This window comes from Variovorax sp. IB41 (genome assembly GCF_016405905.1).
Classification (GTDB): domain Bacteria; phylum Pseudomonadota; class Gammaproteobacteria; order Burkholderiales; family Burkholderiaceae_C; genus Variovorax.
The window spans coordinates 37,493-57,519 of the sequence record NZ_JAEFCB010000019.1 but is presented as its reverse complement, the minus strand read 5'-3'; the positions used below and the strand labels follow the sequence as shown (position 1 = coordinate 57,519).

The 20,027-nt window shown below is 68.3% G+C and carries 26 protein-coding genes; 11 read left to right on the top strand and 15 right to left on the bottom strand.

Translation table 11 applies throughout. From position 1 onward, the window contains the following. Nucleotides 1–41 precede the first annotated feature (41 nt). Nucleotides 42–491: a CHRD domain-containing protein gene (locus JC881_RS26045; RefSeq protein ID WP_093431920.1), complete on the bottom strand. Its 450-nt coding sequence runs from the start codon at nt 489–491 to the stop codon at nt 42–44. 116 nt (nt 492–607) lie between these two features. Here JC881_RS26045 and JC881_RS26040 point away from each other — a divergent pair, with 116 nt between their 5' ends. Beyond that, nucleotides 608–1,159: a DUF924 family protein gene (locus tag JC881_RS26040; protein WP_198788603.1), complete on the top strand. Its 552-nt coding sequence runs from the start codon at nt 608–610 to the stop codon at nt 1,157–1,159. Nucleotides 1,160–1,172: 13 nt separating this feature from the next. Here JC881_RS26040 and JC881_RS26035 read toward each other — a convergent pair whose 3' ends face one another. Then, a complete protein-coding gene (locus tag JC881_RS26035; RefSeq protein ID WP_198788602.1) occupies nt 1,173–2,096 on the bottom strand; it encodes a YihY/virulence factor BrkB family protein in 924 nt (307 codons plus the stop codon). An 81-nt stretch (nt 2,097–2,177) separates the two neighbouring features. On the opposite strand from JC881_RS26035, the gene JC881_RS26030 reads away from it, so the two are divergent. The 4 genes from JC881_RS26030 to JC881_RS26015 are packed head-to-tail and all read left to right on the top strand — an operon-like array spanning nt 2,178 to nt 4,934. Further along, nucleotides 2,178–2,774, top strand: coding sequence for a chromate transporter (locus tag JC881_RS26030; protein WP_198788601.1), 597 nt, complete (start codon nt 2,178–2,180; stop codon nt 2,772–2,774). Between the two features lie 58 nt (nt 2,775–2,832). Beyond that, nucleotides 2,833–3,432: a chromate transporter gene (locus JC881_RS26025; protein ID WP_198788600.1), complete on the top strand. Its 600-nt coding sequence runs from the start codon at nt 2,833–2,835 to the stop codon at nt 3,430–3,432. 37 nt (nt 3,433–3,469) lie between these two features. After that, nucleotides 3,470–4,438, top strand: coding sequence for an aldo/keto reductase (locus JC881_RS26020; RefSeq protein WP_198788599.1), 969 nt, complete (start codon nt 3,470–3,472; stop codon nt 4,436–4,438). Between the two features lie 13 nt (nt 4,439–4,451). Next, the gene (locus JC881_RS26015) at nt 4,452–4,934 is read left to right on the top strand and encodes a DUF3237 domain-containing protein (RefSeq protein ID WP_198788598.1); all 483 of its coding nucleotides are present in this window, start codon (nt 4,452–4,454) and stop codon (nt 4,932–4,934) included. A 3-nt stretch (nt 4,935–4,937) separates the two neighbouring features. On the opposite strand, the gene JC881_RS26010 is transcribed toward JC881_RS26015, so the two are convergent. After that, nucleotides 4,938–5,459 carry a GNAT family N-acetyltransferase gene (locus JC881_RS26010; RefSeq protein ID WP_198788597.1) on the bottom strand — a complete coding sequence of 174 codons (522 nt, stop codon included), beginning with the start codon at nt 5,457–5,459 and terminating at the stop codon, nt 4,938–4,940. A 42-nt stretch (nt 5,460–5,501) separates the two neighbouring features. Here JC881_RS26010 and JC881_RS26005 point away from each other — a divergent pair, with 42 nt between their 5' ends. The 3 genes from JC881_RS26005 (at nt 5,502) to JC881_RS25995 (ending at nt 7,689) form a co-directional block, all read left to right on the top strand. Beyond that, a complete protein-coding gene (locus JC881_RS26005) occupies nt 5,502–6,104 on the top strand; it encodes a helix-turn-helix domain-containing protein (RefSeq protein WP_198788596.1) in 603 nt (200 codons plus the stop codon). 102 nt (nt 6,105–6,206) lie between these two features. Next, a complete protein-coding gene (locus tag JC881_RS26000) occupies nt 6,207–6,377 on the top strand; it encodes a hypothetical protein (protein WP_198788595.1) in 171 nt (56 codons plus the stop codon). Nucleotides 6,378–6,486: 109 nt separating this feature from the next. Continuing rightward, nucleotides 6,487–7,689 (top strand): NAD(P)/FAD-dependent oxidoreductase, encoded by a 1,203-nt coding sequence (locus JC881_RS25995; RefSeq protein WP_198788594.1) that lies wholly within the window; start codon nt 6,487–6,489, stop codon nt 7,687–7,689. A gap of 7 nt (nt 7,690–7,696) precedes the next feature. On the opposite strand, the gene rlmB is transcribed toward JC881_RS25995, so the two are convergent. The 4 genes from rlmB to JC881_RS25975 are packed head-to-tail and all read right to left on the bottom strand — an operon-like array spanning nt 7,697 to nt 10,737. Next, nucleotides 7,697–8,443: a 23S rRNA (guanosine(2251)-2'-O)-methyltransferase RlmB gene (rlmB, locus tag JC881_RS25990; RefSeq protein ID WP_198788593.1), complete on the bottom strand. Its 747-nt coding sequence runs from the start codon at nt 8,441–8,443 to the stop codon at nt 7,697–7,699. Nucleotides 8,444–8,486: 43 nt separating this feature from the next. Continuing rightward, complete coding sequence (locus JC881_RS25985) at nt 8,487–9,467, bottom strand: hypothetical protein (protein ID WP_198788592.1); 981 nt, start codon at nt 9,465–9,467, stop codon at nt 8,487–8,489. A gap of 4 nt (nt 9,468–9,471) precedes the next feature. Next, the gene (locus tag JC881_RS25980) at nt 9,472–9,975 is read right to left on the bottom strand and encodes a ribosomal protein L7/L12 (protein ID WP_198788591.1); all 504 of its coding nucleotides are present in this window, start codon (nt 9,973–9,975) and stop codon (nt 9,472–9,474) included. A 39-nt stretch (nt 9,976–10,014) separates the two neighbouring features. Continuing rightward, nucleotides 10,015–10,737 carry an ABC transporter ATP-binding protein gene (locus JC881_RS25975; RefSeq protein ID WP_042580887.1) on the bottom strand — a complete coding sequence of 241 codons (723 nt, stop codon included), beginning with the start codon at nt 10,735–10,737 and terminating at the stop codon, nt 10,015–10,017. Nucleotides 10,738–10,773: 36 nt separating this feature from the next. Here JC881_RS25975 and JC881_RS25970 point away from each other — a divergent pair, with 36 nt between their 5' ends. Next, the gene (locus tag JC881_RS25970; RefSeq protein WP_198788590.1) at nt 10,774–11,409 is read left to right on the top strand and encodes an arylesterase; all 636 of its coding nucleotides are present in this window, start codon (nt 10,774–10,776) and stop codon (nt 11,407–11,409) included. A gap of 77 nt (nt 11,410–11,486) precedes the next feature. Here the strand turns inward: JC881_RS25970 and JC881_RS25965 are convergent, their stop codons facing one another. From JC881_RS25965 to JC881_RS25955, 3 genes are all read right to left on the bottom strand, one after another. Then, complete coding sequence (locus JC881_RS25965; protein ID WP_042580885.1) at nt 11,487–11,690, bottom strand: hypothetical protein; 204 nt, start codon at nt 11,688–11,690, stop codon at nt 11,487–11,489. Between the two features lie 69 nt (nt 11,691–11,759). Continuing rightward, nucleotides 11,760–12,626 (bottom strand): hypothetical protein, encoded by an 867-nt coding sequence (locus JC881_RS25960; protein ID WP_198788589.1) that lies wholly within the window; start codon nt 12,624–12,626, stop codon nt 11,760–11,762. 105 nt (nt 12,627–12,731) lie between these two features. Next, entirely contained in the window at nt 12,732–13,925 is a 1,194-nt protein-coding gene (locus JC881_RS25955; RefSeq protein WP_198788588.1) for a PLP-dependent transferase, read from the bottom strand. A gap of 89 nt (nt 13,926–14,014) precedes the next feature. Between JC881_RS25955 and JC881_RS25950 the strand changes: the two genes are divergently transcribed. Beyond that, nucleotides 14,015–14,887 (top strand): helix-turn-helix domain-containing protein, encoded by an 873-nt coding sequence (locus JC881_RS25950; RefSeq protein WP_198788587.1) that lies wholly within the window; start codon nt 14,015–14,017, stop codon nt 14,885–14,887. Between the two features lie 63 nt (nt 14,888–14,950). Then, nucleotides 14,951–15,424 carry a VOC family protein gene (locus JC881_RS25945; protein WP_198788586.1) on the top strand — a complete coding sequence of 158 codons (474 nt, stop codon included), beginning with the start codon at nt 14,951–14,953 and terminating at the stop codon, nt 15,422–15,424. Nucleotides 15,425–15,435: 11 nt separating this feature from the next. Here the strand turns inward: JC881_RS25945 and JC881_RS25940 are convergent, their stop codons facing one another. The 5 genes from JC881_RS25940 to hflC all read right to left on the bottom strand — a co-directional run bounded on the left by JC881_RS25940 (nt 15,436) and on the right by hflC (nt 20,019). Continuing rightward, nucleotides 15,436–15,960 carry a phosphoribosyltransferase gene (locus tag JC881_RS25940; RefSeq protein ID WP_013542102.1) on the bottom strand — a complete coding sequence of 175 codons (525 nt, stop codon included), beginning with the start codon at nt 15,958–15,960 and terminating at the stop codon, nt 15,436–15,438. 128 nt (nt 15,961–16,088) lie between these two features. Beyond that, nucleotides 16,089–17,420, bottom strand: a complete 1,332-nt coding sequence (locus JC881_RS25935) for an adenylosuccinate synthase (RefSeq protein WP_198788585.1) — start codon at nt 17,418–17,420, stop codon at nt 16,089–16,091. Between the two features lie 22 nt (nt 17,421–17,442). Continuing rightward, nucleotides 17,443–18,603, bottom strand: coding sequence for an ATP phosphoribosyltransferase regulatory subunit (locus JC881_RS25930; protein WP_198788584.1), 1,161 nt, complete (start codon nt 18,601–18,603; stop codon nt 17,443–17,445). A gap of 311 nt (nt 18,604–18,914) precedes the next feature. Next, nucleotides 18,915–19,103 carry a DUF2065 domain-containing protein gene (locus JC881_RS25925; RefSeq protein ID WP_013542105.1) on the bottom strand — a complete coding sequence of 63 codons (189 nt, stop codon included), beginning with the start codon at nt 19,101–19,103 and terminating at the stop codon, nt 18,915–18,917. A 16-nt stretch (nt 19,104–19,119) separates the two neighbouring features. Then, entirely contained in the window at nt 19,120–20,019 is a 900-nt protein-coding gene (hflC, locus tag JC881_RS25920) for a protease modulator HflC (protein WP_042580877.1), read from the bottom strand. Nucleotides 20,020–20,027: the final 8 nt, after the last annotated feature.

The window sequence follows — 20,027 nt, the reverse complement described above, 5'->3', positions numbered from 1 at the left end:
GACCGGAAGCCGAAGCCCCCGGTCCCTCTCCCGCAAGAAGATCACATCTTCGGCAGCATCTGTCCGCGGATCTCGCCGCCCGGGTTGGCCGCGGTGTGGACGTTCGCATACCACTTGCCCGCGACTAGGTCGGCGGCCTGCGCCGGCGTGAGCGTGGCCTGGCCTTCGATCGGGCTGGCCGCATTGGCGAACGGCAGCACCACGCCGGCATTCGCGCCGGCGGCGGCAGGGCCGTGGAAATGCGCCGCGGTGGCCGGGCCGCTCAGGCCCGTGTAGGTGATCTTGTACTTGAGGACGTTGGTGTCCCGGTTGAGCCAGGCTTCGGCCATGCCGCTGCCGCGCGTCATGTTGGGCGGCACTTCGCTGGCCGCGTTCATCGCGCCGCTGAAGCTGGCGGTGTTCGACTTGGACATCATCCCGCAGCCGACCAGGGCAGCACTGGCCACGCCGGTGATGAGGGCTGCGCGCAAAAGGGTGCCGTATTTGGTCATGAGCTTTATCTCCTGGGTTATGAAAGCCTCCACAGCATAGGCAGCACGCGCGCCCCGCCGTGTCGGCCACCACCCCGACTTTGCGGGCCCGCCACAGAGTGAAAGAGAATGCAACGATGACCTCCCAAGCACTCCCTGCCGCGCGCGAAGTGGTCGATTTCTGGCGCGAAGCCGGCCCCTCGCGCTGGTTCGCCAAGAGCGATGCATTCGATGCCGAATTCCTCACGCGCTTCTTGGCCGCGCACCAGGCCGCCGCTCGTGGCGAACTCGATCACTGGATTGGCGATGCTGACGGCGCGCTGGCGCTTCTCGTGCTGCTCGACCAGCTGCCGCGCAACGCCTGGCGCAACAATCCGCACATGCTCGCTACCGACGGCCTCGCGCTGGCCGCAGCGAAGAAGGCGATCGATGCGGGCTTCGACCAGCAGTTCGAAAATGAACTGCGCGCTTTCTTCTACCTGCCCTTCATGCACTCCGAGGTGCTCGCCGAGCAGGAGCGTTCGGTCGAACTCAATGCGGCGCTCGACGCCAACACGCAGCGCTTCGCCGTGCTGCACCGGGACATCGTCGCGCGCTTCGGCCGCTTTCCGCACCGCAACCGGATGCTGGGGCGCAGCACCACCGCGGAAGAACAGAAGTTCCTCGACGAAGGCGGCTTCTCAGGTTGATAAACGCTGGCCCTCAGGCGTCGTTGTGCGCGAGGGGCACCTCGCGCGTGGGCGACGGGTTCGCATCGGGCAGGCTCGCCTTGTCCTTCATCGAGCCGTAGGTGCGCGCATAGACCCAGGTGAACTCGGCGCCCAGCAAAAAGATCTGTGCCGAGTAGTACACCCACACCAGCACCACCACCAGCGAGCCCGCGGCGCCGTAGCCCGAGGCGACGCTGCTCTTGCCGATGTACAGGCCGATCAGGTGCTTGCCGACGGTGAACAGCAGCGCCGTCACGGCCGCGCCCACCCACACGTCGCGCCACTGCACCTTCGCGCGCGGCATGATCTTGTAGATCATCGCGAAGATCACCGTCACCATCGCGAAGCTGAAGACGAAGTTCACCACCTGCGCCAGGCTCTCCCACGCGCCGAACACCGGCGACCACCACTTGCCCAGCGCCGCGAGCGCCGCGCTCGCTACCAGCGACACCATGAGCAGAAAGCCGATGCCCATGATCATGCTGAACGACAGCAGCCGCACCCGCAGCAGGTTGAAGATGCCCGAGCTCTTGGCGCGGGCCGGCGCGCGCCAGATGCGGTCGAGCGCGTCCTGCAGCTCGCCGAACACGGTGGTCGCGCCGACCACCAGGAGGCCGATGCCGATCACCGTGGCCACGATGCCCTCGGCCGGCTTGTTCACCGCCTGCAGCATGCCCTGCACCGCCGCCGCGCCCTGTGCGCCCATGAGGCCCGAGAGCTGCGCGAAGATTTCGCCGCGCGCGGCCTCCTGGCCGAACACGAGTCCCGCCACCGCGATCACGATCAAGAGCAGCGGCGCGATGGAAAACACCGTGTAGTACGCGAGCGCCGCGCCCATGCTGGGTGCGTAGTCGTTGGACCACGACGCGAAGGCCCGTTTGCAGAGATCGAAGAGCGCGCGGATTTGCATGAGCATGGAGTGTCCCTGTTGAATCGCTCGGGCATGTCGGCCCGATGCCCGGCATCTTGCAGGCCTGCCTACGATAATCGCATCCCCATGCACCCGCCCCTCTCCGACGCGGCAACGCCGCCAGCCCCCTCGCAGCCACAGCCCCGGTCGCCAGGCGACCTTTTTGTTTCATTCACCTGGCTCGCGCTGCAGGGCTTCGGCGGCGTCCTGGCCATCGTCCAGCGCGAAATGGTCGAGAAGAAGAAGTGGCTCACCCCCGAGCAGTTCCTCGAGGACTGGGCCGTGGCCCAGGTGATGCCCGGGCCCAACGTGATCAACCTGGGCCTCATGATCGGCGACCGCTACTTCGGCCTGCGCGGTGCGCTGGCCGCCGTGGCGGGCATGCTGACCATCCCCCTGGTCGTGATCCTCGCGCTGGCCGTGCTCTATGCGCACTACGCGGGCAACCCGCAGGTGGCGGCGGCGCTGCGGGGCATGGGCGCGGTCTCGGGCGGGCTGATCGCCGCCACGGGCATCAAGCTGATTCCGCAACTGCGCAAGCACCCGCTGGGCTTTCCGGTCTGCCTTGCGTTCATGGCACTGGTGTTCGCGGCGATCGCGGTGTTCAAGGTGCCGCTCGGCTGGGTGCTGCTGGTGGTCGGCGGCGTGGCCTGCGTCTGGACCTGGAAGAGGATCGCGCCATGAGCGCGCGCCGGGCCGCCCCAAGCAAGCTCGCACCGCAGCCGAAGGCGGAGGTTTTCCAATGACCATTGCGATGCAATGGCACGACTGGCTGGCGCTCTTCGGGCAGTACCTGCTGCTCTCGCTGCTGTCGATCAGCGGCGCCATCACCACGGTGCCCGACATGCACCGCTACCTCGTCACCCAGCACGGCTGGCTCACCGATGCGCAGTTCAGCTCGTCGGTCGCCATCGCGCAGGCGGCGCCCGGGCCCAATGTGCTGTTCGTCGCGCTGATGGGCTGGAACGTCGGGCTCAACGCGGGCGGCGGCATCGGCGCCGGGCCGATGGCCTGGCTGCTCGGCTTCTTCGGCCTCATGGTGACCATGCTCGGCATCATGGTGCCGAGCACCACCCTCACCTATTTCGCCACCCGCTGGGGCCACCGCAACCGCACCCGCCGCGAGGTGCGCGCCTTCAAGCAGGGCATGGCGCCGGTGGTGGTGGGTCTCCTGATCGCCACCGGCTGGGTGCTGGCCACCGGTAACCATGCCGGCGACGCGCCTGCCTGGCACCTGTGGCTCCTGACCGGCGTGGCCGCGCTTATCGTCTGGCGCACGCGCCTCCACCTGCTCTGGCTGCTGGGCGCGGGTGCGCTGCTCGGCGCCGTGGGCTTCGTCTGATCCTTCCCTCCGTTATTCTTCTTCAGGAAACTTCGTCATGTCGCAACTTCGCCCGCTCGGCCGCTCCGGCCTCCTGGTTTCGCCGCTCGCCTTCGGTGGCAACGTGTTCGGCTGGACGGTCGACGAGGCCGCCTCGTTCAAGCTGCTCGACGCCTGGCTGGACGCGGGCTTCAACTTCGTGGACACCGCCGACGTCTACTCGGCCTGGGTGCCGGGCCACACCGGCGGTGAGTCGGAAACCATCATCGGCAAGTGGCTCAAGCAGAGCGGCAAGCGCAACCGCGTGGTGCTGGCCACCAAGGTCGGCAAGCCGATGGGCGAAGGCAAGGTGGGCCTCTCGCCCAAGTACATCCGCGAGGCGGTCGAGGCCTCGCTCAAGCGCCTGCAGACGGACCACATCGACCTCTACCAGTCGCACGACGACGACGCCAGCACGCCGCTGGAGGATTCGCTCGGCGCCTTCGATGCGCTCATCAAGGAGGGCAAGGTGCGCGCCATCGGCGCCTCCAACTACACCGCGCCCCGGCTGGCCGAGGCGCTGGACGTGTCGGAGCGCCTGGGCATCGCGCGCTACGAGAGCCTGCAGCCGCTCTACAACCTGTACGACCGCGCCGTGTTCGAGGATGAACTCGAGCCCCTGTGCGTGAAGCGCGAAGTGGGCGTGATCAATTTCTACGCGCTCGCGGCCGGCTTTTTGACCGGCAAGTACCGCACCGAGGCCGATGCATCGAAGAGCGCGCGCGGCGCCAACACGACGAAGAAGTACCTCAACGAGCGCGGCCTGCGCATCCTCGATGCGCTCGACAAGGTGGCGCAGCAGTACAACGCCAAGCCGGGCCAGGTCGCCATCGCATGGCAGATCGCGCGGCCGGGCGTGACGGCACCCATCGCCAGCGCCACCTCGATCGCGCAGCTCGAAGAACTGGTTGTGGCCACGCAGCTGAAGCTCGACGCGGGCACCATCGAGATGCTCGACCGCGCGAGCGCGGAAACGACAGCCGCCTGAACTGCTTCCGGCGATGAGCAGCAACCTCTTCGATTCGATCGCCGCACCGGCGCTCGACCACTTCGCCGACCTGCGCGTGGAAGTGGGCGTGCCGCAGGTGCTGGGCCAGAGCGCGCGGGGCCTGCGCCGCGTGGTGCCCATCACGGGCGGCGAGGCCTCGGGCCACGGCTGGCGCGCACGCGTGCTGCCGGGCGGCAGCGACTTCCAGTTGATCGTGAGCGACACGCTCTCCGAGCTCGACGCGCGCTACGGCCTCGAGACCGACGCGGGCGACCTCGTCTACGTGCAGAACCATGCGGTGCGCTCGGCCGCGCCGGAGGTGATGGCCAAGCTCATGCGCGGCGAAGCGGTCGATCCGGCGCAGGTCTATTTCCGCTGCAACCCGCGCTTCGAGACGGCATCGCCCGCGCTGCGGTGGATCAACGAACGCATGTTCGTCGGCGCCGGTGTCAGGCACCCGGCCGAAGTCGTGATGCGCTTCTTCGTGCTGAACTAGCCTTCAGCCGTCGACCGGATTCAGCGGCGTCGCAAGAATCCGCTGGTAGAACGCCACGTCGAGCCAGCGGCCGAACTTGAAGCCGGCCTGCCGCACCGTGCCCGAATGCGCGAAGCCCAGGCGCTCGTGCAGGCCGATGCTGCCCACATTCGCGGCGTCGATGGCGCCGACCATCACATGCACGTCGCGCGCGATCGCCGCCGCGATGATCGCCTCCATGAGCGTGCGCCCGAGCCCCGCGCCGCGGTGGCCGGCCTCGACGTACACCGAGTGCTCGACCGTGTACTTGTAGGCGGGAAAGGCGCGGAAGGCGCCGTAGCTCGCAAAGCCCAGCAGCTTGCCGTTCTCGTCCACCGCGCCGATCACCGGAAAGCCGTTGGCGCGCTTGGTGGCGAACCACGCGACCATGTTCTCGGGCGTGCGCGGCTTGTAGTCGTACAGCGCGGTGGAGGTGACGATGGCGTCGTTGAGGATGGCGAGGATGGCGCCGGCGTGGGCTTCTTCGGTGCAGGCAATGAGGCGCATGGTGCTTCTCTGTCGTTCAATATAAGAGAATAATAATCTCATATGAGAAACGAATCACCCCCTTCCGGCAACACCCCTGGCGACACTCCCGGCCACATCGACGCCCTCATCGCCACCCGGTTGCTGGCGCTGCGGCAGGCCAAGGGGCTCAGCCTGGCCGAACTGGCCGAGCTGTCGGGCGTGAGCAAGGCCATGATCTCGAAGGTGGAGCGCGCGCAGAGCAGCCCCACCGCCGTGCTGCTGGGCCGGCTGGCCGCGGGCCTTGGCGTGTCGCTGGCGCAGCTGCTCACCGAGGAAAACGAAAGCCCCCAGCGGCTGCGCACGAAGGCCATGCAGGAAGTCTGGCGCGATCCCGAAGCGGGCTATCTGCGCCGCCAGGTCGCCGAACGCAGCGCGGGCAGCGGCGTGGAGCTCGTCGAGGTCGAGCTGCCGCGCTCCGCGCAGGTCGGCTATCCACGGTGGAGCGGCAAGCTCTATCGCCAATGCCTCTGGATGCTCGAAGGCGCGCTGCGGGTGGACTACGGCGACGAGCGCTTCGAGCTGGCGCCCGGCGATTGCCTGGACTTCGGCGTGGACCGGCCGCTGGTCTTCAAGGCGCTGGGGCGCACGGCCTGCCGGTACCTGCTGGTGGCGTGTCCGGACTAGCCGAACGGTAGGCACGCTCCCACACGCAGAGGCGGTCCAGGCCGGTTCGGGCCGGGAGGGCGGCCGGGATACACCAAGGCATCTCAGCTACCGGAGGACATGATGTCTTTTGCGCTTTACATGATCGGCTTCCTGATCTTCCTGGGCGGCGTCGCCTGGGGTGCTTCCGTCGCGGGCGTTCCCACGCTCTATATCGGCATCGGCACGTTGATCCTCCTGGGCATCGGCATCTTCAGCGCGGTGGGCCGCACGCGCAGCAAGGACCCGTCCTGACACGCTGAGCCGACAGGGTTCACGCAGCCTTCACGCCGAGCGCACATGGCGTAGCTAACTTCGCACGCGCACCACACACCGTGGTGCGCGTTGCTTCAGTCAGCTGCCCATGCACTCCTCCTCTTCCAGTCTTTTTTCCCCGCTCTCCACTTCATCCACGGCGCCCTGTCCCGCGTCACCCACCGCGAGCGGCGGCCTTGCCAACATCAAGGTGGACCTGCTCGTCGTCGGCGCGAGCTTCGCGGGCCTCGCCTGCGCCCGCGCCGCGGCGCTGGCCGGATTGAGCGTGATGGTGCTGGAGAAGAAAACCAGCGCCGGCGCCAAGCTCCACACCACCGGCATCATCGTGAAGGACGCGGTCGACAGCGTCCCCTGGCTGGCCGAAGTGCCACCCGCGCTGGTGCGGCGCATCGAAGGCGTGCGGCTCTATGCACCGAACATGCGGCACGTCGACCTGCACGCCCCGGGCTACTGGTTCTGGGCCACCGATGCCCCCGCGCTGCTCGACTGGATGGTGGATTCCGCCCGGGCCTGCGGCGTCGATGTGCGCCTGGGCACGCTGTTCGAGCAGGCGCTGTGGATGAACGACCGGTGGGAAGTCCCCGTGTTGCACGGCCCCTGCATCACCGCCACCTACCTCGTCGGCGCCGACGGCCCGCATTCACGCGTGGCCAAGGTGCTGGGGCTCTCCCGCAACACGCGCTTTCTCTACGGCGTCGAGCACGAATACCAGGGCGCCCGCATGGCGCCCGACCTCCTGCACTGCTTCATCGACCGCAAGCTCGCGCCCGGCTACATCGGCTGGGCACTCGACGGCGTGGGCGTGAGCCAGATCGGCCTGGCGCGCCGCATGGGCCAGAACGACGCGAACGCGCTGCGGCTCGCGCCTTTCCTGAAGAAGATCGAATCGGTGGTGTCGCCGGGCGACGCGCCCCCGGTGGCCGTGCGCGCCGGGATGATCCCCTGCGGCGGCGTGCTCCCGGTCGTGGCGCGCGATCGTGCGCTGCTGGTGGGCGATGCGGCCGGCATGGTGTCGCCGGTCACGGCCGGCGGCATCCACACCGCACTGCAGCACGGCGAGCGCGCGGGCGAGGCGGTGGCGCGCTTCGTGCGCGGCGAGGTCGGCGATCCGGCGACGTGGTTCGTGCGCAGCTATCCGCGCTTCGTGCTCAAGCGGTCGCTGCGCTGGGCCTTCGACCACTTCCAGAGCGACTGGATGTTCAATCACCTGCTCGGCACGCCGCAGATGCGGCGCATGGCCGAACTCGTGTACTTCCACCGCAAAGGCGGACCGCTGCCGAAGAAGGACTAGCGCGCGATCAAACGCTGCGCTGGCGCATCGCTTCGTAGAGGCACACGCCGCTGGCCACCGAGACGTTCAGGCTCTCGACGGCGCCGGCCATCGGGATGCTCACGAGCTCGTCGCAGGTCTTGCGGGTCAGCTGGCGCATGCCTTCGCCCTCGGCGCCCAGCACCAGCGCCAGCGGGCGCTTCAGGTCGCTTTGGTAGATCGTGCCCGGTGCGTCGTCGCTCGTGCCCACGCACCAGATGCTGCGTTCCTTGAGCTCGTTGAGCGTGCGCGCGAGATTGGTCACCATGAAATACGGCACCGTCTCGGCCGCGCCGCTGGCCACCTTGGCCACGGTGGCGTTGATGCCGGCCGCATGGTCCTTGGGGGCGATCACCGCATGGGCGCCGGCGCCGTCGGCCACGCGCAGGCACGCGCCCAGGTTGTGCGGATCGGTCACGCCGTCCAGCACCAGCAGGAGGGGCACGGTGCCGGCCTCTTCGAGGCCTTCGAGCAGTTCGTCGAGCGAATGGATTTGCGCCGTGGGCTCGACCCGCGCCGCCACGCCCTGGTGGCCGTGGCTGCCGGCGAGCTTGGCGATGCGCAGGCTGTCGGCCTCGACCAGCCGCACGCCGGCTTCCTGCGCACGCGCGATGAACTGTTTCATGCGCGCATCGCGCCGGCTGGCGTCGAACAGAACCTCGAGCACCGATTTCGGCGCGGTCTTGATTCGCACGCCCACGGCATGGAAGCCGAAGATCACTTTGGGGGAAGACATCCCCTGATTATCCCTACCCCCGGGGATCGCCCTTCAGGCCGCCTCAGGCGATAGGAAGACCGCTGAGCGCGCGCGTGCGCTCGTCGTGCAGTTCCTGCACCGCTTGGGCGTTCGGATGCACCCGCTCGGTGTTGCCGACGCTCTCCAGGTACTGGCAGGCGGCGCGGCCTTCGGCGGCCTTTTCGTACTGCGCGATCCAGGCGTCGCGCGCGGGCAGCTTCTCGGGCGAGACGGGCCACACGCCCGGCTGCGGCCGCATGTGCTCGCCGATGCCGATGCGCCAGGGCTTGGCGCTCAGGCGGGCGCGAAAGCAGTTCTGGTTGCGGCACATGCGCGCGTAGACCTTGTCCACGCCCAGCGCCTGGAAGCAGTCGGCCACGGCCATGTCCGCCGGGCTGAACACATCGTGCATCGCCAGCAGCCGGAAGCCCGCGGGCGTGCGGTACACGCGCAGGTGCCAGTCGGGATGCTGGTGCACGAAGCGCCCGATGCGCTCGATCGCCCGCTTCTCGGGCGCGGGGTTGGTGCTGGCCTCCCCGCGCTTCTTGGCCAGGCCGATGCGGTAGGCGACGACGAAGACCACGACGGCGGCGATCAGCCCGCCCACCCAGGTCTTGGCCGTCCAGCCGCCGACGATGCCAGCGATGAGCGCCGGCACCAGCGCAAAGCCGAACACGCTGGTGCGCAGGGGTTCGTCGAAATCGATGTCGACGAACATCACGTCGGGCGTGTTCAGGCAGCGCGCGCCGTAGCCGTTGCGGGTGATGACGCTCTCGCCCTGCCGCTCGACGATTTCCTCGCGGATCGGCACGCCGTCGGCGCCGTTGTAGGCCAGCTTGCGTTCGCGGCGCTCCAGTTGTTCGCCGCTCACGATACGGTCGAAGGCCTCGCGGGTGCGCTGGTCGGCATGCGCCTGCGCGGCCAGCGGGCTGTCGTCGGACCAGCCGTAGCGCCGCACCGTGATCTGCTTGCCTGCAACGCGCTCCTGGATGCGGCCCTCGGCCCAGAACTGGGGAACGATCATCGCTTCAGGCGCCCTTGACGAAATACAGCCAGGCCAGCGCCGCGACCAGGAGGACGATGACGATAGGCAGCCACCTGAAGCCCCCTTGCGGCACCCGTCCCGGCTCGGCCATCGGGTGCGTCGGCATGCTCGATGGCAAGTGCCCGAAATCGCCGGCCGCCGGGTTCTGGTGGTTCTCGACCAGTTGCTTGGCTTCGGCCAGGCCCAGGCCCGTAGCCTCGCGCGTGAGGCGGACGGCCTCGAGCTTGTTGCCCTTGGCCAGGGCCGCGAGCGCGGCCGGCGGCACCGCCGCGGGCCCGTTGCCCTGCATGCCCGCGCCCTCGGGTTCGCTGCGGCCCCAGTCGCCCTCCTGCCAGTCCGCCGCCCCGCCTTCGCCGTTGGCGTAGCGCTCGACGGCTTCCTTGGCCGACTTGAGGTCCAGGCCGGTCTTGTCGCGCACGATCTTGATCGCCTCGATCAGGCTGCCGCGCTGCAATGCCGCGACGGCTTCGGGTGGAAGCTTGTCCATGGACCTCTCCTCGGGTGTCGTTGTTGTTTGGGGGGTGGCTCAGGCCGCCTGCTCGACCGTCGAGACAGGCGTTTTCTCGTTGAGCGACACGCGCCCGGCCTCGATGGTGATGCGGCGCTCGCAACGCGACGCGATGCCGCGGTCGTGGGTGACCAGCACCAGCGTCGTGCCCAGTTCGCGGTTGAGGTCGAACATGAGCTTCATCACCTGCTCGCCGGTCGCGAAGTCGAGGCTGCCGGTGGGCTCGTCGGCCAAGAGCAGGGCCGGCTGGACCACGAAGGCCCGCGCGAGCGCCACGCGCTGCTGCTCGCCGCCCGAAAGCACCTTGGGGTAGTGGCCCAGGCGCTGCCCGAGGCCGACGCGGCCGAGCATCTCGGTGGCGGCCTTGCGCGCGTCCTTGCGGTTGGCCAGCTCCAGCGGGAGCATCACGTTCTCGAGTGCGCTCAGGTTGCCCAGCAGCTGGAAGCTCTGGAACACGAAGCCCACGCGCTGGGCGCGGAGGGCCGCGCGCTCGTCCTCGTCGATGGCGAAGATGTCGTCGCCCGCGAGCTTGACCGTGCCGCGCGTGGGCGTATCGAGCCCCGCGATGATCGACAGCAAGGTGCTCTTGCCGGAGCCCGAGGCGCCGACGATGGCGGCGGTTTCCCGCGCGCCGAGGGTGAAATCGATGTCCTGCAGAATGTCCAGCGTGCCGGTCGAATCGGTGACGGACTTGAAGACATGCTCGACGGCGACAATGGCATCAGACGGGGGTTGGGACATGGAAAGGCTTTGGTTTTGAATCGACGTGACTTTATCTTGACCACCGCCGCGCTCGGCAGCGCGGGGGCATGGACGGCCGCGGCGCAGGCCCAGGCCACCAACGCGGCCGGCAAGCCGGTCATCCTGGTGCTGGGCGATTCGCTGAGCGCAGAGTACGGCTTGAAGCGCGGCGAAGGCTGGGTACCCTTGCTGGAAAAAAGGCTTGCCCAGCAGAAGATCGCGGCCACCGTGGTCAACGCCAGCATCAGCGGCGACACCAGCTCCGGCGGACGCGCCCGCTTTCCCGCCCTGCTCGCTCAGCACAAGCCCAGCCACGTGGTGGTGGAGCTGGGCGCCAACGACGCGCTGCGCGGCCTGCCGCTCCCGGACACCGAGAGCAACCTGCTGCAGATCGCCAAGGCCGCGCAGGCCGCGGGCGCGAAGGTGCTGATCGTCGGCATCCAGGTGCCGCCGAACTACGGCGGCGACTACACGCGGCGCTTCGAGGCGGTGTTCTCCAAGGTGGCCGGCGCGACGAAATCGGCGCTCGTGCCCTTCCTGCTCAAGGGCGTGGCCGATGCGCCGAATGCGATGTCGCTGTTCCAGGCCGACCGCATCCACCCAACGGCCGTGGCGCAGCCCCAATTGCTCGACAACGTCTGGCCCGAACTGCGCAAGCTGCTGCCGAAATAACCTGCGGCGCGGCCCAGAAAAAAGCCGCCGCAGGCGCAGGCCTGCGGCGGCTTTTCGATGGGGACGCCAGGAGCGGATCAACCGTTCTTGGTGGGCAACTCGGGCACCGTGGGGGGATCGCGTTCGAGCGATGCCACGTCGGTCTCCGGGTCTCCGGGAGCCAGTCCGTCGCTGCTCGGGCTGAGCTTGCGATATTGCTTCTCGCGGAGCTTGTCTTCCTTCTTCTTCTTCTTGGCCAGCTCTTTCTGGCGCTTCTCGTAGCCGTAATTTGGTGTTGCCACTGCTTCTCCTTGAGGCGAGACAGTCACCGTGACTGTGCGTCTCCTACTGTAAGCGATAACGGTGCAGTCTCAAGGCGCGGCGCCGGGTGCCGTTTCGAACTCGAACAAACCTTGCAAACCGGGGTAGCGCCGGTGCATGAACCAGCCCATCGCACCCGCGCCGGCCCCCATGGCCAGGACCATCGCCACCACCATCCAGCCTATGTGTTCGCCCACCGGCCAGAGGACGATCACGGCCAGCACCGGCACCAGTCCGACGAGGGTCGAAAGCCACATCCAGCGCCTCGGCGCGGGCATGGGCTGCCAGGTTTGCGGATCGATGCCGGCATCGATGAAGACCTCGGCGTCGAAGCGCAGGCGCGGCCGGGGCTGGGTGGCCAGATGCAGCAGCAGCGCGCGCAGCAACGCAGCCCGGTTGCGAAAGCGAAGCACGCGGCCGGTGTCGGCGGTCAGCGCCAAAGGCAGCCGGACTTCACCGGATTCGTCACCGCGCACGGCCTGCTGGAAGACCAGCCGCTTGACGATGGCTTCGCTCGAGACGAACTCCGTTTTCACGTCGCACAAGCCCACGGGTGCGCGGCACACGTCGCGCCATGCCATGACCCGCGGCGAGGCCGGATCGCCCCATCGCATGCCTTGCGCGTCGATGCGGAACACTCCGTCGCCCACCCGCGGAAGCTGGCGCAGCAGGTACCAGATGCCGCCGCCCAGCAACGCGAAGAGCGCCAACCCGAGCAGCATGAGGACCGCCTCGTTGCCGCGCGCGTTGGACCCGTCGTCCTGCAACACTGCAGCCGTGCCCAATCCCACCGCGATCGACGCGAAAAGCGCCACGAAGCCGCCGATGAAAAGCCGCGTGGCACGCAGGTCGGGAACGCCTTCCAACGGGCCGGCCTGCGCGAGCGCCTCCAGCACATGCGCGGGCACGGTCAGCACACGGGACGCGACGGCCCGGGACGCGGACGACATCGCATCGCGCGCCACAGGCGGCGCGACGTACTGGCTCTTGCGGTTTTTTCTGCCCACTGCGCGCAGTGGCGCCTACATCCGCAACAGCGCCTGCTGCAGGTCGGCGCGCAGGTCGTCGACGTCTTCCAGCCCGACCGAGAAGCGCACCAGCGTGCCCTTGTAGGGCCAGCGCGCCACGCTCGCGTCGCGCATCAGGCCGATGTCGTAGGGCACCACCAGGCTGATCGGTCCGCCCCACGAATAGCCGAGGCGAAAGAGCTTCAGGCTGTCGCAGAAACGGTCGACCTGCTCGGTGCTGTAGCGCTCGTCGAACACCACCGAGAACAGGCCCGCGGCCAGGTCGGTGGCGCCGCACAGCGCGCGCCAGTTGGCGTGGCCGGGCGAGTCTTCCAGCGCGGGGTGCAGCACCTGCGCAATCTCCTCGCAGCCGTTGAGCCAGCCGGCCAGCTCGCGCGCCGCGCGGTCGTGCGCGGCGTAGCGCAGGCCGATGCTCGGGAGCGATCGCAGCAGCGTTTCCACATCACCCACGCCGATGCCGAAACCGATGCGCATGTGCGCCAGCTTGAGCGCGCGGTGCAGCCGCTCGTCGTTGGTGACCACGCTGCCCATCAGCACGTCGCCGCCGCCGCTCGGGTACTTGGTGAGCGCGTGCACCGAGATGTCCACGCCCTGCCCCGTGCCGTTGAAGTCGAAGGGCGCGAAGGCCAGGCCCGCGCCCCAGGTGTTGTCCAGCGCCGTCACCACGCCGCGCGCGCGGCAGACGTCCACGAGCGCGGGCAGGTTCGGGAATTCCATCGTGACCGAGCCCGCCGCCTCGACCCACACGAGGCGCGTGCGGTGCGAGATCTTGGCCTCCAGGTCGGCCGGGTTCATCGCGTCGTACAGGCGGTGGGTGATGCCGAAGTTGGCCAGCTCGCCGGTGGCCAGCGCCTTGTTGGGGCCGTAGGCGTTGTCGGGAATCAGCACCTCGTCGCCGGTCTTCAGAAACGCGAACGAGACCAGCGAGATGGCGGCCAGGCCGCTGGGCACCAGCAGGCATTCGGTGCCGCCTTCGAGCGTGGCCAGGCGCTCCTCGAGCGTGAAGGTGGTCGGCGTGCCGTGCAGGCCGTAGGTGTAGCCGGCCTTGGTCTTCCAGTCGCGCGCGCGCATGGCGGCCACGTCGGCGAAGAAGACGGTCGATGCCTTGAACACGCCGGGCTGCGGCGCGGCGAACTTGGCGGGTGGGACGTAGGGGTGGTGGATCAGGGTCGTCGATGGCTTGCTCATGTGCCGATGCTAGCGCGACTGGCCTGCCGGGCGCCCCCATCGCACAATGCGCCGATGGGCTACAGCCTGTTCCAGCCGGGTCTCGCAGCATGCAGCTGACGCGGCCCCCTCCTCCTCACCTGCAGCCGTTCATCAAGCTGCTGTGGGCATCGTCGCCCGACGGCGCCTCGGCCGATCGGCCGGGCGCGCGCGAGCATGTGCTGCCCACGGGCGGCATGCACCTGGTGTTCCGGCTGTCGGGACCGCCGCTGAAGCTGTTCGGCGGCCCCGACGACCTGCGCGGCCAGACCTGCGGCTACGCGATCGTCGGCGGCGCGCGTGCCGCCGCCTACATGCGCGATGTGTCGGTGGCCACGCGATCCGTCGGCGCGCAGTTGCAGCCCGGCGCCGCACGCGCGCTGCTCGGCGCGCCCGAGGACGCGCTGGCCAGCCAGCACACGCCGCTCGATGCGCTCTGGGGCGCGCGGCAGACCGATGCCGCGCTCGAACAGGTCCACGCGGCGGTCGACCTCGAACGGCAGCTGGCGGTCTTCGAAGCCCTGCTCGCGCAGCGTGTCCTCGATGCGCTCGGAGGCCCGCATGACCTGCGCGGCCTGCATCCGGCCATCGCCGCAACGCTCGGACCGCTGGCCCACGAGAACCCGTCGATCGCCGGGCTGGTGACGCGCAGCGGCTACAGCCACCGCCGCTTCATCGCGCTCTTTCGCGGCGCCATCGGCCTCAGTCCCAAGGAGTACGCACGCGTGATGCGTTTCGACCGCGCGCTGACGCTGGCTGCCGACCCGGCGCAAGGCTGGGCGGAGATCGCGCTCACCGCCGGCTACAGCGATCAGGCGCACCTGAGCCGCGAGTTCTCGGCGCTGGCGGGCATGTCGCCGCAGGCGTGGCGGCGGACCGGGGCCGCGTCGCCGCGGCATGTGCCGGCGGGCGCGACGGCAGGTCAAATTCGTTCAAGACGCTAGCGGCGCGGCGGCCCAGAATCGGCGCCACGACAACTGCTTTCCTCTTCTCGAAAGGCAACTCTCATGGCGATCCACGAACTGTTCCCGTACCTCTGCGTCGACGATGCCGGCGCGGCCATCGACTTCTATTGCGAGGTGTTCGAGGTGAAGGAAATCTTCCGTCTCACCGAACCCAGCGGGCGCATCGGCCACGCGGAGCTGGACTTCCACAACGGCGCGATCCTGATGATTTCGGACGAGTTCGCCGAATACAACATCCGCAGCGCCAAGACGCTGGGCGGCAGCGCGGTGACGCTGCACCTGCATGTGGACGATGCGGATGCGGTGGTGGCGCGGGCCGTGGCGGCCGGCGCGACGCTGGACATGGCGCCGCAGGACCAGTTCTACGGCGAGCGCTCGGGGGTGTTTCGCGACCCTTTCGGCCACCGCTGGAACGTGGGCCACAGCATCGAGAAACTCACGCCGGAAGAGATGCAGCGGCGCTACACCGCGATGCTCACTTCCGGCGACGGGTCGTGCCAGGCCGGACAGTCGTGATCAAGGCCTGATCAGACCGACCACTTCTCCAGCAGCTTCTCGGCGCCGAGCGAGTCGTAGCCCTCGAAGGGCTGGTGGATCCAGGGGTTGGTCGCCAGGTACTCGACCGAGTAGTCGGGCGTGAAGGTGGACAGCGCCTTGGTCCAGATCACCGCGCTGCGCAGCTCGGTGATGGGCTTGTAGTTGTTGCGCAGCATGTCCATCACGGCATGCAGCGTGTGGCCCGAGTCGGCCAGGTCGTCCACCAGCAGCACCTTGCCGGCGATCTCGCCCTTGGGCGTGGTGATGAAGCGGGCGATGTCCAGATGGCCCTGCACCGTGCCGGCGTCGGCGCGGTACGAGCTGGTCGACATGATCGCCAGCGGCTTGTCGAAGATGCGCGAGAGCACGTCGCCCGGGCGCATGCCGCCGCGCGCGAGGCACAGGATGGTGTCGAACTCCCAGCCCGACTGGTGCACCTTGATCGCGAGCTTCTCGATCAGGTTGTGGTACTCGTCGTAGCTGACGTAGAGATGTTTGCCGTCTTCGGTCAACATGGTCTGGATTCCTTCAGTCTTTTCTCATTCGTGGAACACCGCGGAACCGGCTTTGCCGGGCCGCTGGTGTTGCCCCCGGAAGGGGGTTGGCGGCCACACGAAGTGGGCAAGCCTGGGGGTGAACCTGATCAGTCGGCCAGGTAGGGGTGACGCATCATGATGGTGTGGTCGCGATCCGGGCTCGTGGAAACCATGTGGATCGGCACGCCGGTGATCTGCTCGATGCGCTGCAGGTAGAGGCGCGCATTGACCGGCAGCTTGTCGTACTGCGTGACGCCCACGGTGCTTTCGCTCCAGCCTTCCAGCGTCTCGTAGATCGGCGTGCAGCGCTCGATTTCGTCGGCGCCCATCGGCAGGATGTCGGTGGTTTCGCCGTCGAGTTCGTAGCCGGTGCACAGTTCGAGCTTCTCGAGGCCGTCCAGCACGTCCAGCTTGGTGATGCACAGGCCCGACAGGCCATTGACCTGCGCCGAGCGCTTGAGCAGCGCGGCGTCGAACCAGCCGCAACGGCGGCTGCGGCCGGTGGTCACGCCCTTTTCGGCGCCCACGGTGCTCATGTGATAGCCGGGGGTGCCGGGCGTGGCCCAGTCCAGTTCGGTGGGGAACGGACCGCCGCCCACGCGCGTGCAGTAGGCCTTCGTGATGCCCAGGATGTAGTGCAGCATGCCCGGGCCCACGCCCGAACCGGCGGCGGCGTTGCCGGCCACGCAGTTGCTGGAGGTGACGTACGGATAGGTGCCGTGGTCCACGTCGAGCAGCGTGCCCTGCGCGCCTTCGAACAGCAGGTTGGCGCCGGCCTTGTGGGCGTCGTTCAGTTCGCGCGAGACGTCGGCCATCATCGGCTTGAGCAGTACGGCGTGGCGCATGGCTTCGTCGAACACGGTGTCGAAATCGACGGCCGGCGCGCCCAGCACCTGCGTGAGCACGTGGTTGTGCAGGTCGAGCAGCACGCGCAGCTTGGTGGCGAAGCGCTCGGGGTGCTTCAGGTCCTGCACGCGCAGCGCGCGGCGGGCGATCTTGTCTTCGTAGGCCGGGCCGATGCCGCGGCCGGTGGTGCCGATCTTCTCGACGCCGCCCTTCTCGCGGTAGGCCTCGCGCGCGATGTCCAGCGCGGCGTGGAACGGCAGGATCAGCGGGCAGGCCTCGCTGATGCGCAGGCGCGAGCGCACTTCGACGCCGGCTTTTTCCAGGCCTTCGATTTCCTCGAACAGCTTAGCCGCCGACAGCACCACGCCGTTGCCGATGTAGCACTTGACGCCGGGCCGCATGATGCCGCTCGGGATCAGGTGCAACGCGGTCTTCACGCCGTTGATGACCAGCGTGTGGCCCGCGTTGTGGCCGCCCTGGAAGCGGACCACGCCCTGGGCGCTCTCCGTCAGCCAATCGACCAGCTTGCCCTTGCCTTCATCGCCCCACTGGGTGCCGACGACGACCACGTTTCTTCCGGTGGTTACGCTCATGCTCGTTCCATTGCTTAAAAATTCAGATCGCTCGGACATTCCACTGGCCCGCCTGCTCGACGAGCTCGCGGTCGCAATGGAATTCATCGATTTCGCTGCCGTGTCCCGGCAGCACACAGACAACCGTTTCACCGGCCTTGCGCAGTTGGGCGATGGCCTGGCGCAGGCCGGTCGCATCGCTCCAGGGCGCGCGGATGGCGGCGCGCAGCGGGCGTGCTGGCAGCACGCCGACCAGTTCGCGCACATCGAGGCTGAAGCCGACGGCCGGGCGGTTGCGGCCGAACACGGCGCCCACCTCGTCGTAGCGGCCGCCGCGCACCAGCGAATCGGCGGCGCCCGGCACGTAGATGCCGAAGCGCATGCCGCTGTAGTAGGCGTAGCCGCGCAGGTCGGCCAGGTCGAAGCTGATTTCGCGCCCGGCTGTGCCGTTCAGGCCGGCAGCGAGCTGTTTCAGGTCGGCCAGTGCGGCGGCCACGGCCGGCGTGCCCTTCAGGGCCTTGGCCGCTTCGTCGAGCACCGACGCATCGCCGTAGAGCTGGACCAGCGCGCGCAACCCGTCGCGCGAGGCGGCCGGGAAATCCTTGGTGAGCACGTGCAGCTCGCTCGCGTCCTTGGCGGCGAGCGCCGCATGCACGCGGGCGAGCGCGGCGGCATCGACCGGCACGCCGGCGAACAGCGCGCGCACGATGCGGGCATCGGCCAGGTCGACGATCACACCGTCGCGCAGGCCCGCGGCATCCAGGCAGTCGAGTGCCAGCAGCAGCGTTTCGGTGTCGGCTTCGAGGCCGGCGTGGCCGTAGATCTCGGCGCCGAACTGCAGCGGCTCGCGCGTCGCATGCGGACGGTCGGGCCGGGTGTGGAGCACCGGGCCGCAGTAGCACAGGCGCGCCACGCCGTCGCGGTTGAGCAGGTGGGCATCGATGCGCGCCACCTGGGGGGTGGTGTCGGCGCGAAGGCCCATGCTGCGGCCGGAGAGCTGGTCCACGAGCTTGAAGGTCTGGAGGTCGAGCGCTTCGCCGGTGCCCGAAAGCAGCGACTCCAGGTGCTCGAGCAGCGGCGGCATCACCAGCTCGTAGCCATAGCCACGGGCGGTATCGAGCAGCTGGCGTCGAAGTTCTTCGATGTGGCGCGCCTCGGAAGGCAGCACATCGGCAATGTGATCCGGGAGGACCCAGGCGGACATGGGGATCGGGGGCGTGGTTAAACCGGGATTCTACCGGGACCGCGCCCAGGGTCTGCCGCCAATTGAACGCCTGCGCGCTGGTCCCGCCATGCGGTGGGTGCGCGAAGGGTGGCGCAGCCCATGGCCACCCATGGGCAAGCCAGCCGACAAAGCACGCGCCGTATGGCGGGACCAGCCCGGAGGGAGACCCTGCAGCGCGGCGCATTGCGGCGTTGCCCTTCGCTTGCGTAGCTGTGCTACGCGGCACTCAGGGCGCCTTGCACTGCGCCGCGCTGCAGGGTCTCGCGCAGGCGTTCAATTGGCGGCAGACCCTAAGCCAAAACCCAAAGGAGGACCAAACCCAGCAAGATGCTGCAAAGACCGAAGAACCGCAGCTGGCCATCGCGCAGCTGCATCAACTGCCCGAAGCCGCGGCGCCACCCTCCCGGCGACACGAAGGGCAGGATGCCCTCGATCACCAGGACGAGCGCCAGCGCGCTCCAGAAAGTCTCGGCGCTCACGAAGCCCCGGAGCGGATCAGCGGCGCGGTGCGTTGCCCGCCGAGCCGGAGCCCTGCATGGCGCGGAAGAAGTCGGACGACGGATCGACCACCATCACGTCGCTCTTCTTGTTGAAGCTCTGCTTGTAGGCTTCGAGGCTGCGATAGAACTGGGCGAACTGCGGGTCGCGGCCGAAGGCCTCGCTGTAGGCGCTGGCGGCCTGGGCATCGCCCTCGCCCTTGATCTTCTGGGCGTCGCGGTAGGCGTTCGCCACGATCACTTCGCGTTGGCGGTCGGCATCGGCGCGGATCTTTTCGCCTTCGGCCGTACCGGTCGAGCGCAGCTCGTTGGCCACGCGCTTGCGCTCGGCCTCCATGCGGCGATAGACCGATTCGGTGATGGCTTCCACGTAGTCCACGCGGGTGATCCGCACGTCGACCACATCCACGCCCCAGGGCTTGGCGCCCTTCACCACGGCCAGCACCTCGCGCTGCACGTCGGCCATCAAGGCCTCGCGGCGCAACGAGATGAGGTCGCGCACGGTGCGCTTGTTGATGTTTTCCTGGAACGCGTTGCGCACCACGCGGTTCAGCTGCATGGCACCCGCGTTTTCGTCGAGCCCGACGTTGCGGATGTAGGCCTGCGGATCGCTGATGCGCCAGCGCACATACCAGTCGATCACCACGCGCTGCTTTTCAGCAGTGAGCATGGGTTCGGTGTCGATGCTGGACAGCGTCAGGAGGCGCTTGTCGATGTACGACACGTTCTGGAACGGCGGCGGCAGCTTGAAATTGAGGCCGGGCTCGGTGATGACGCTCTTGATCTGGCCAAGCGCGTAGACGACGCCGAACTGGCGCTGGTCGACCACGAAGAGGGTCGAGCTCAGCAGCACGAGCAAGACGAGGATCGACGAGGCGATGAATCCGATTCTGTTCATGTTCTTCT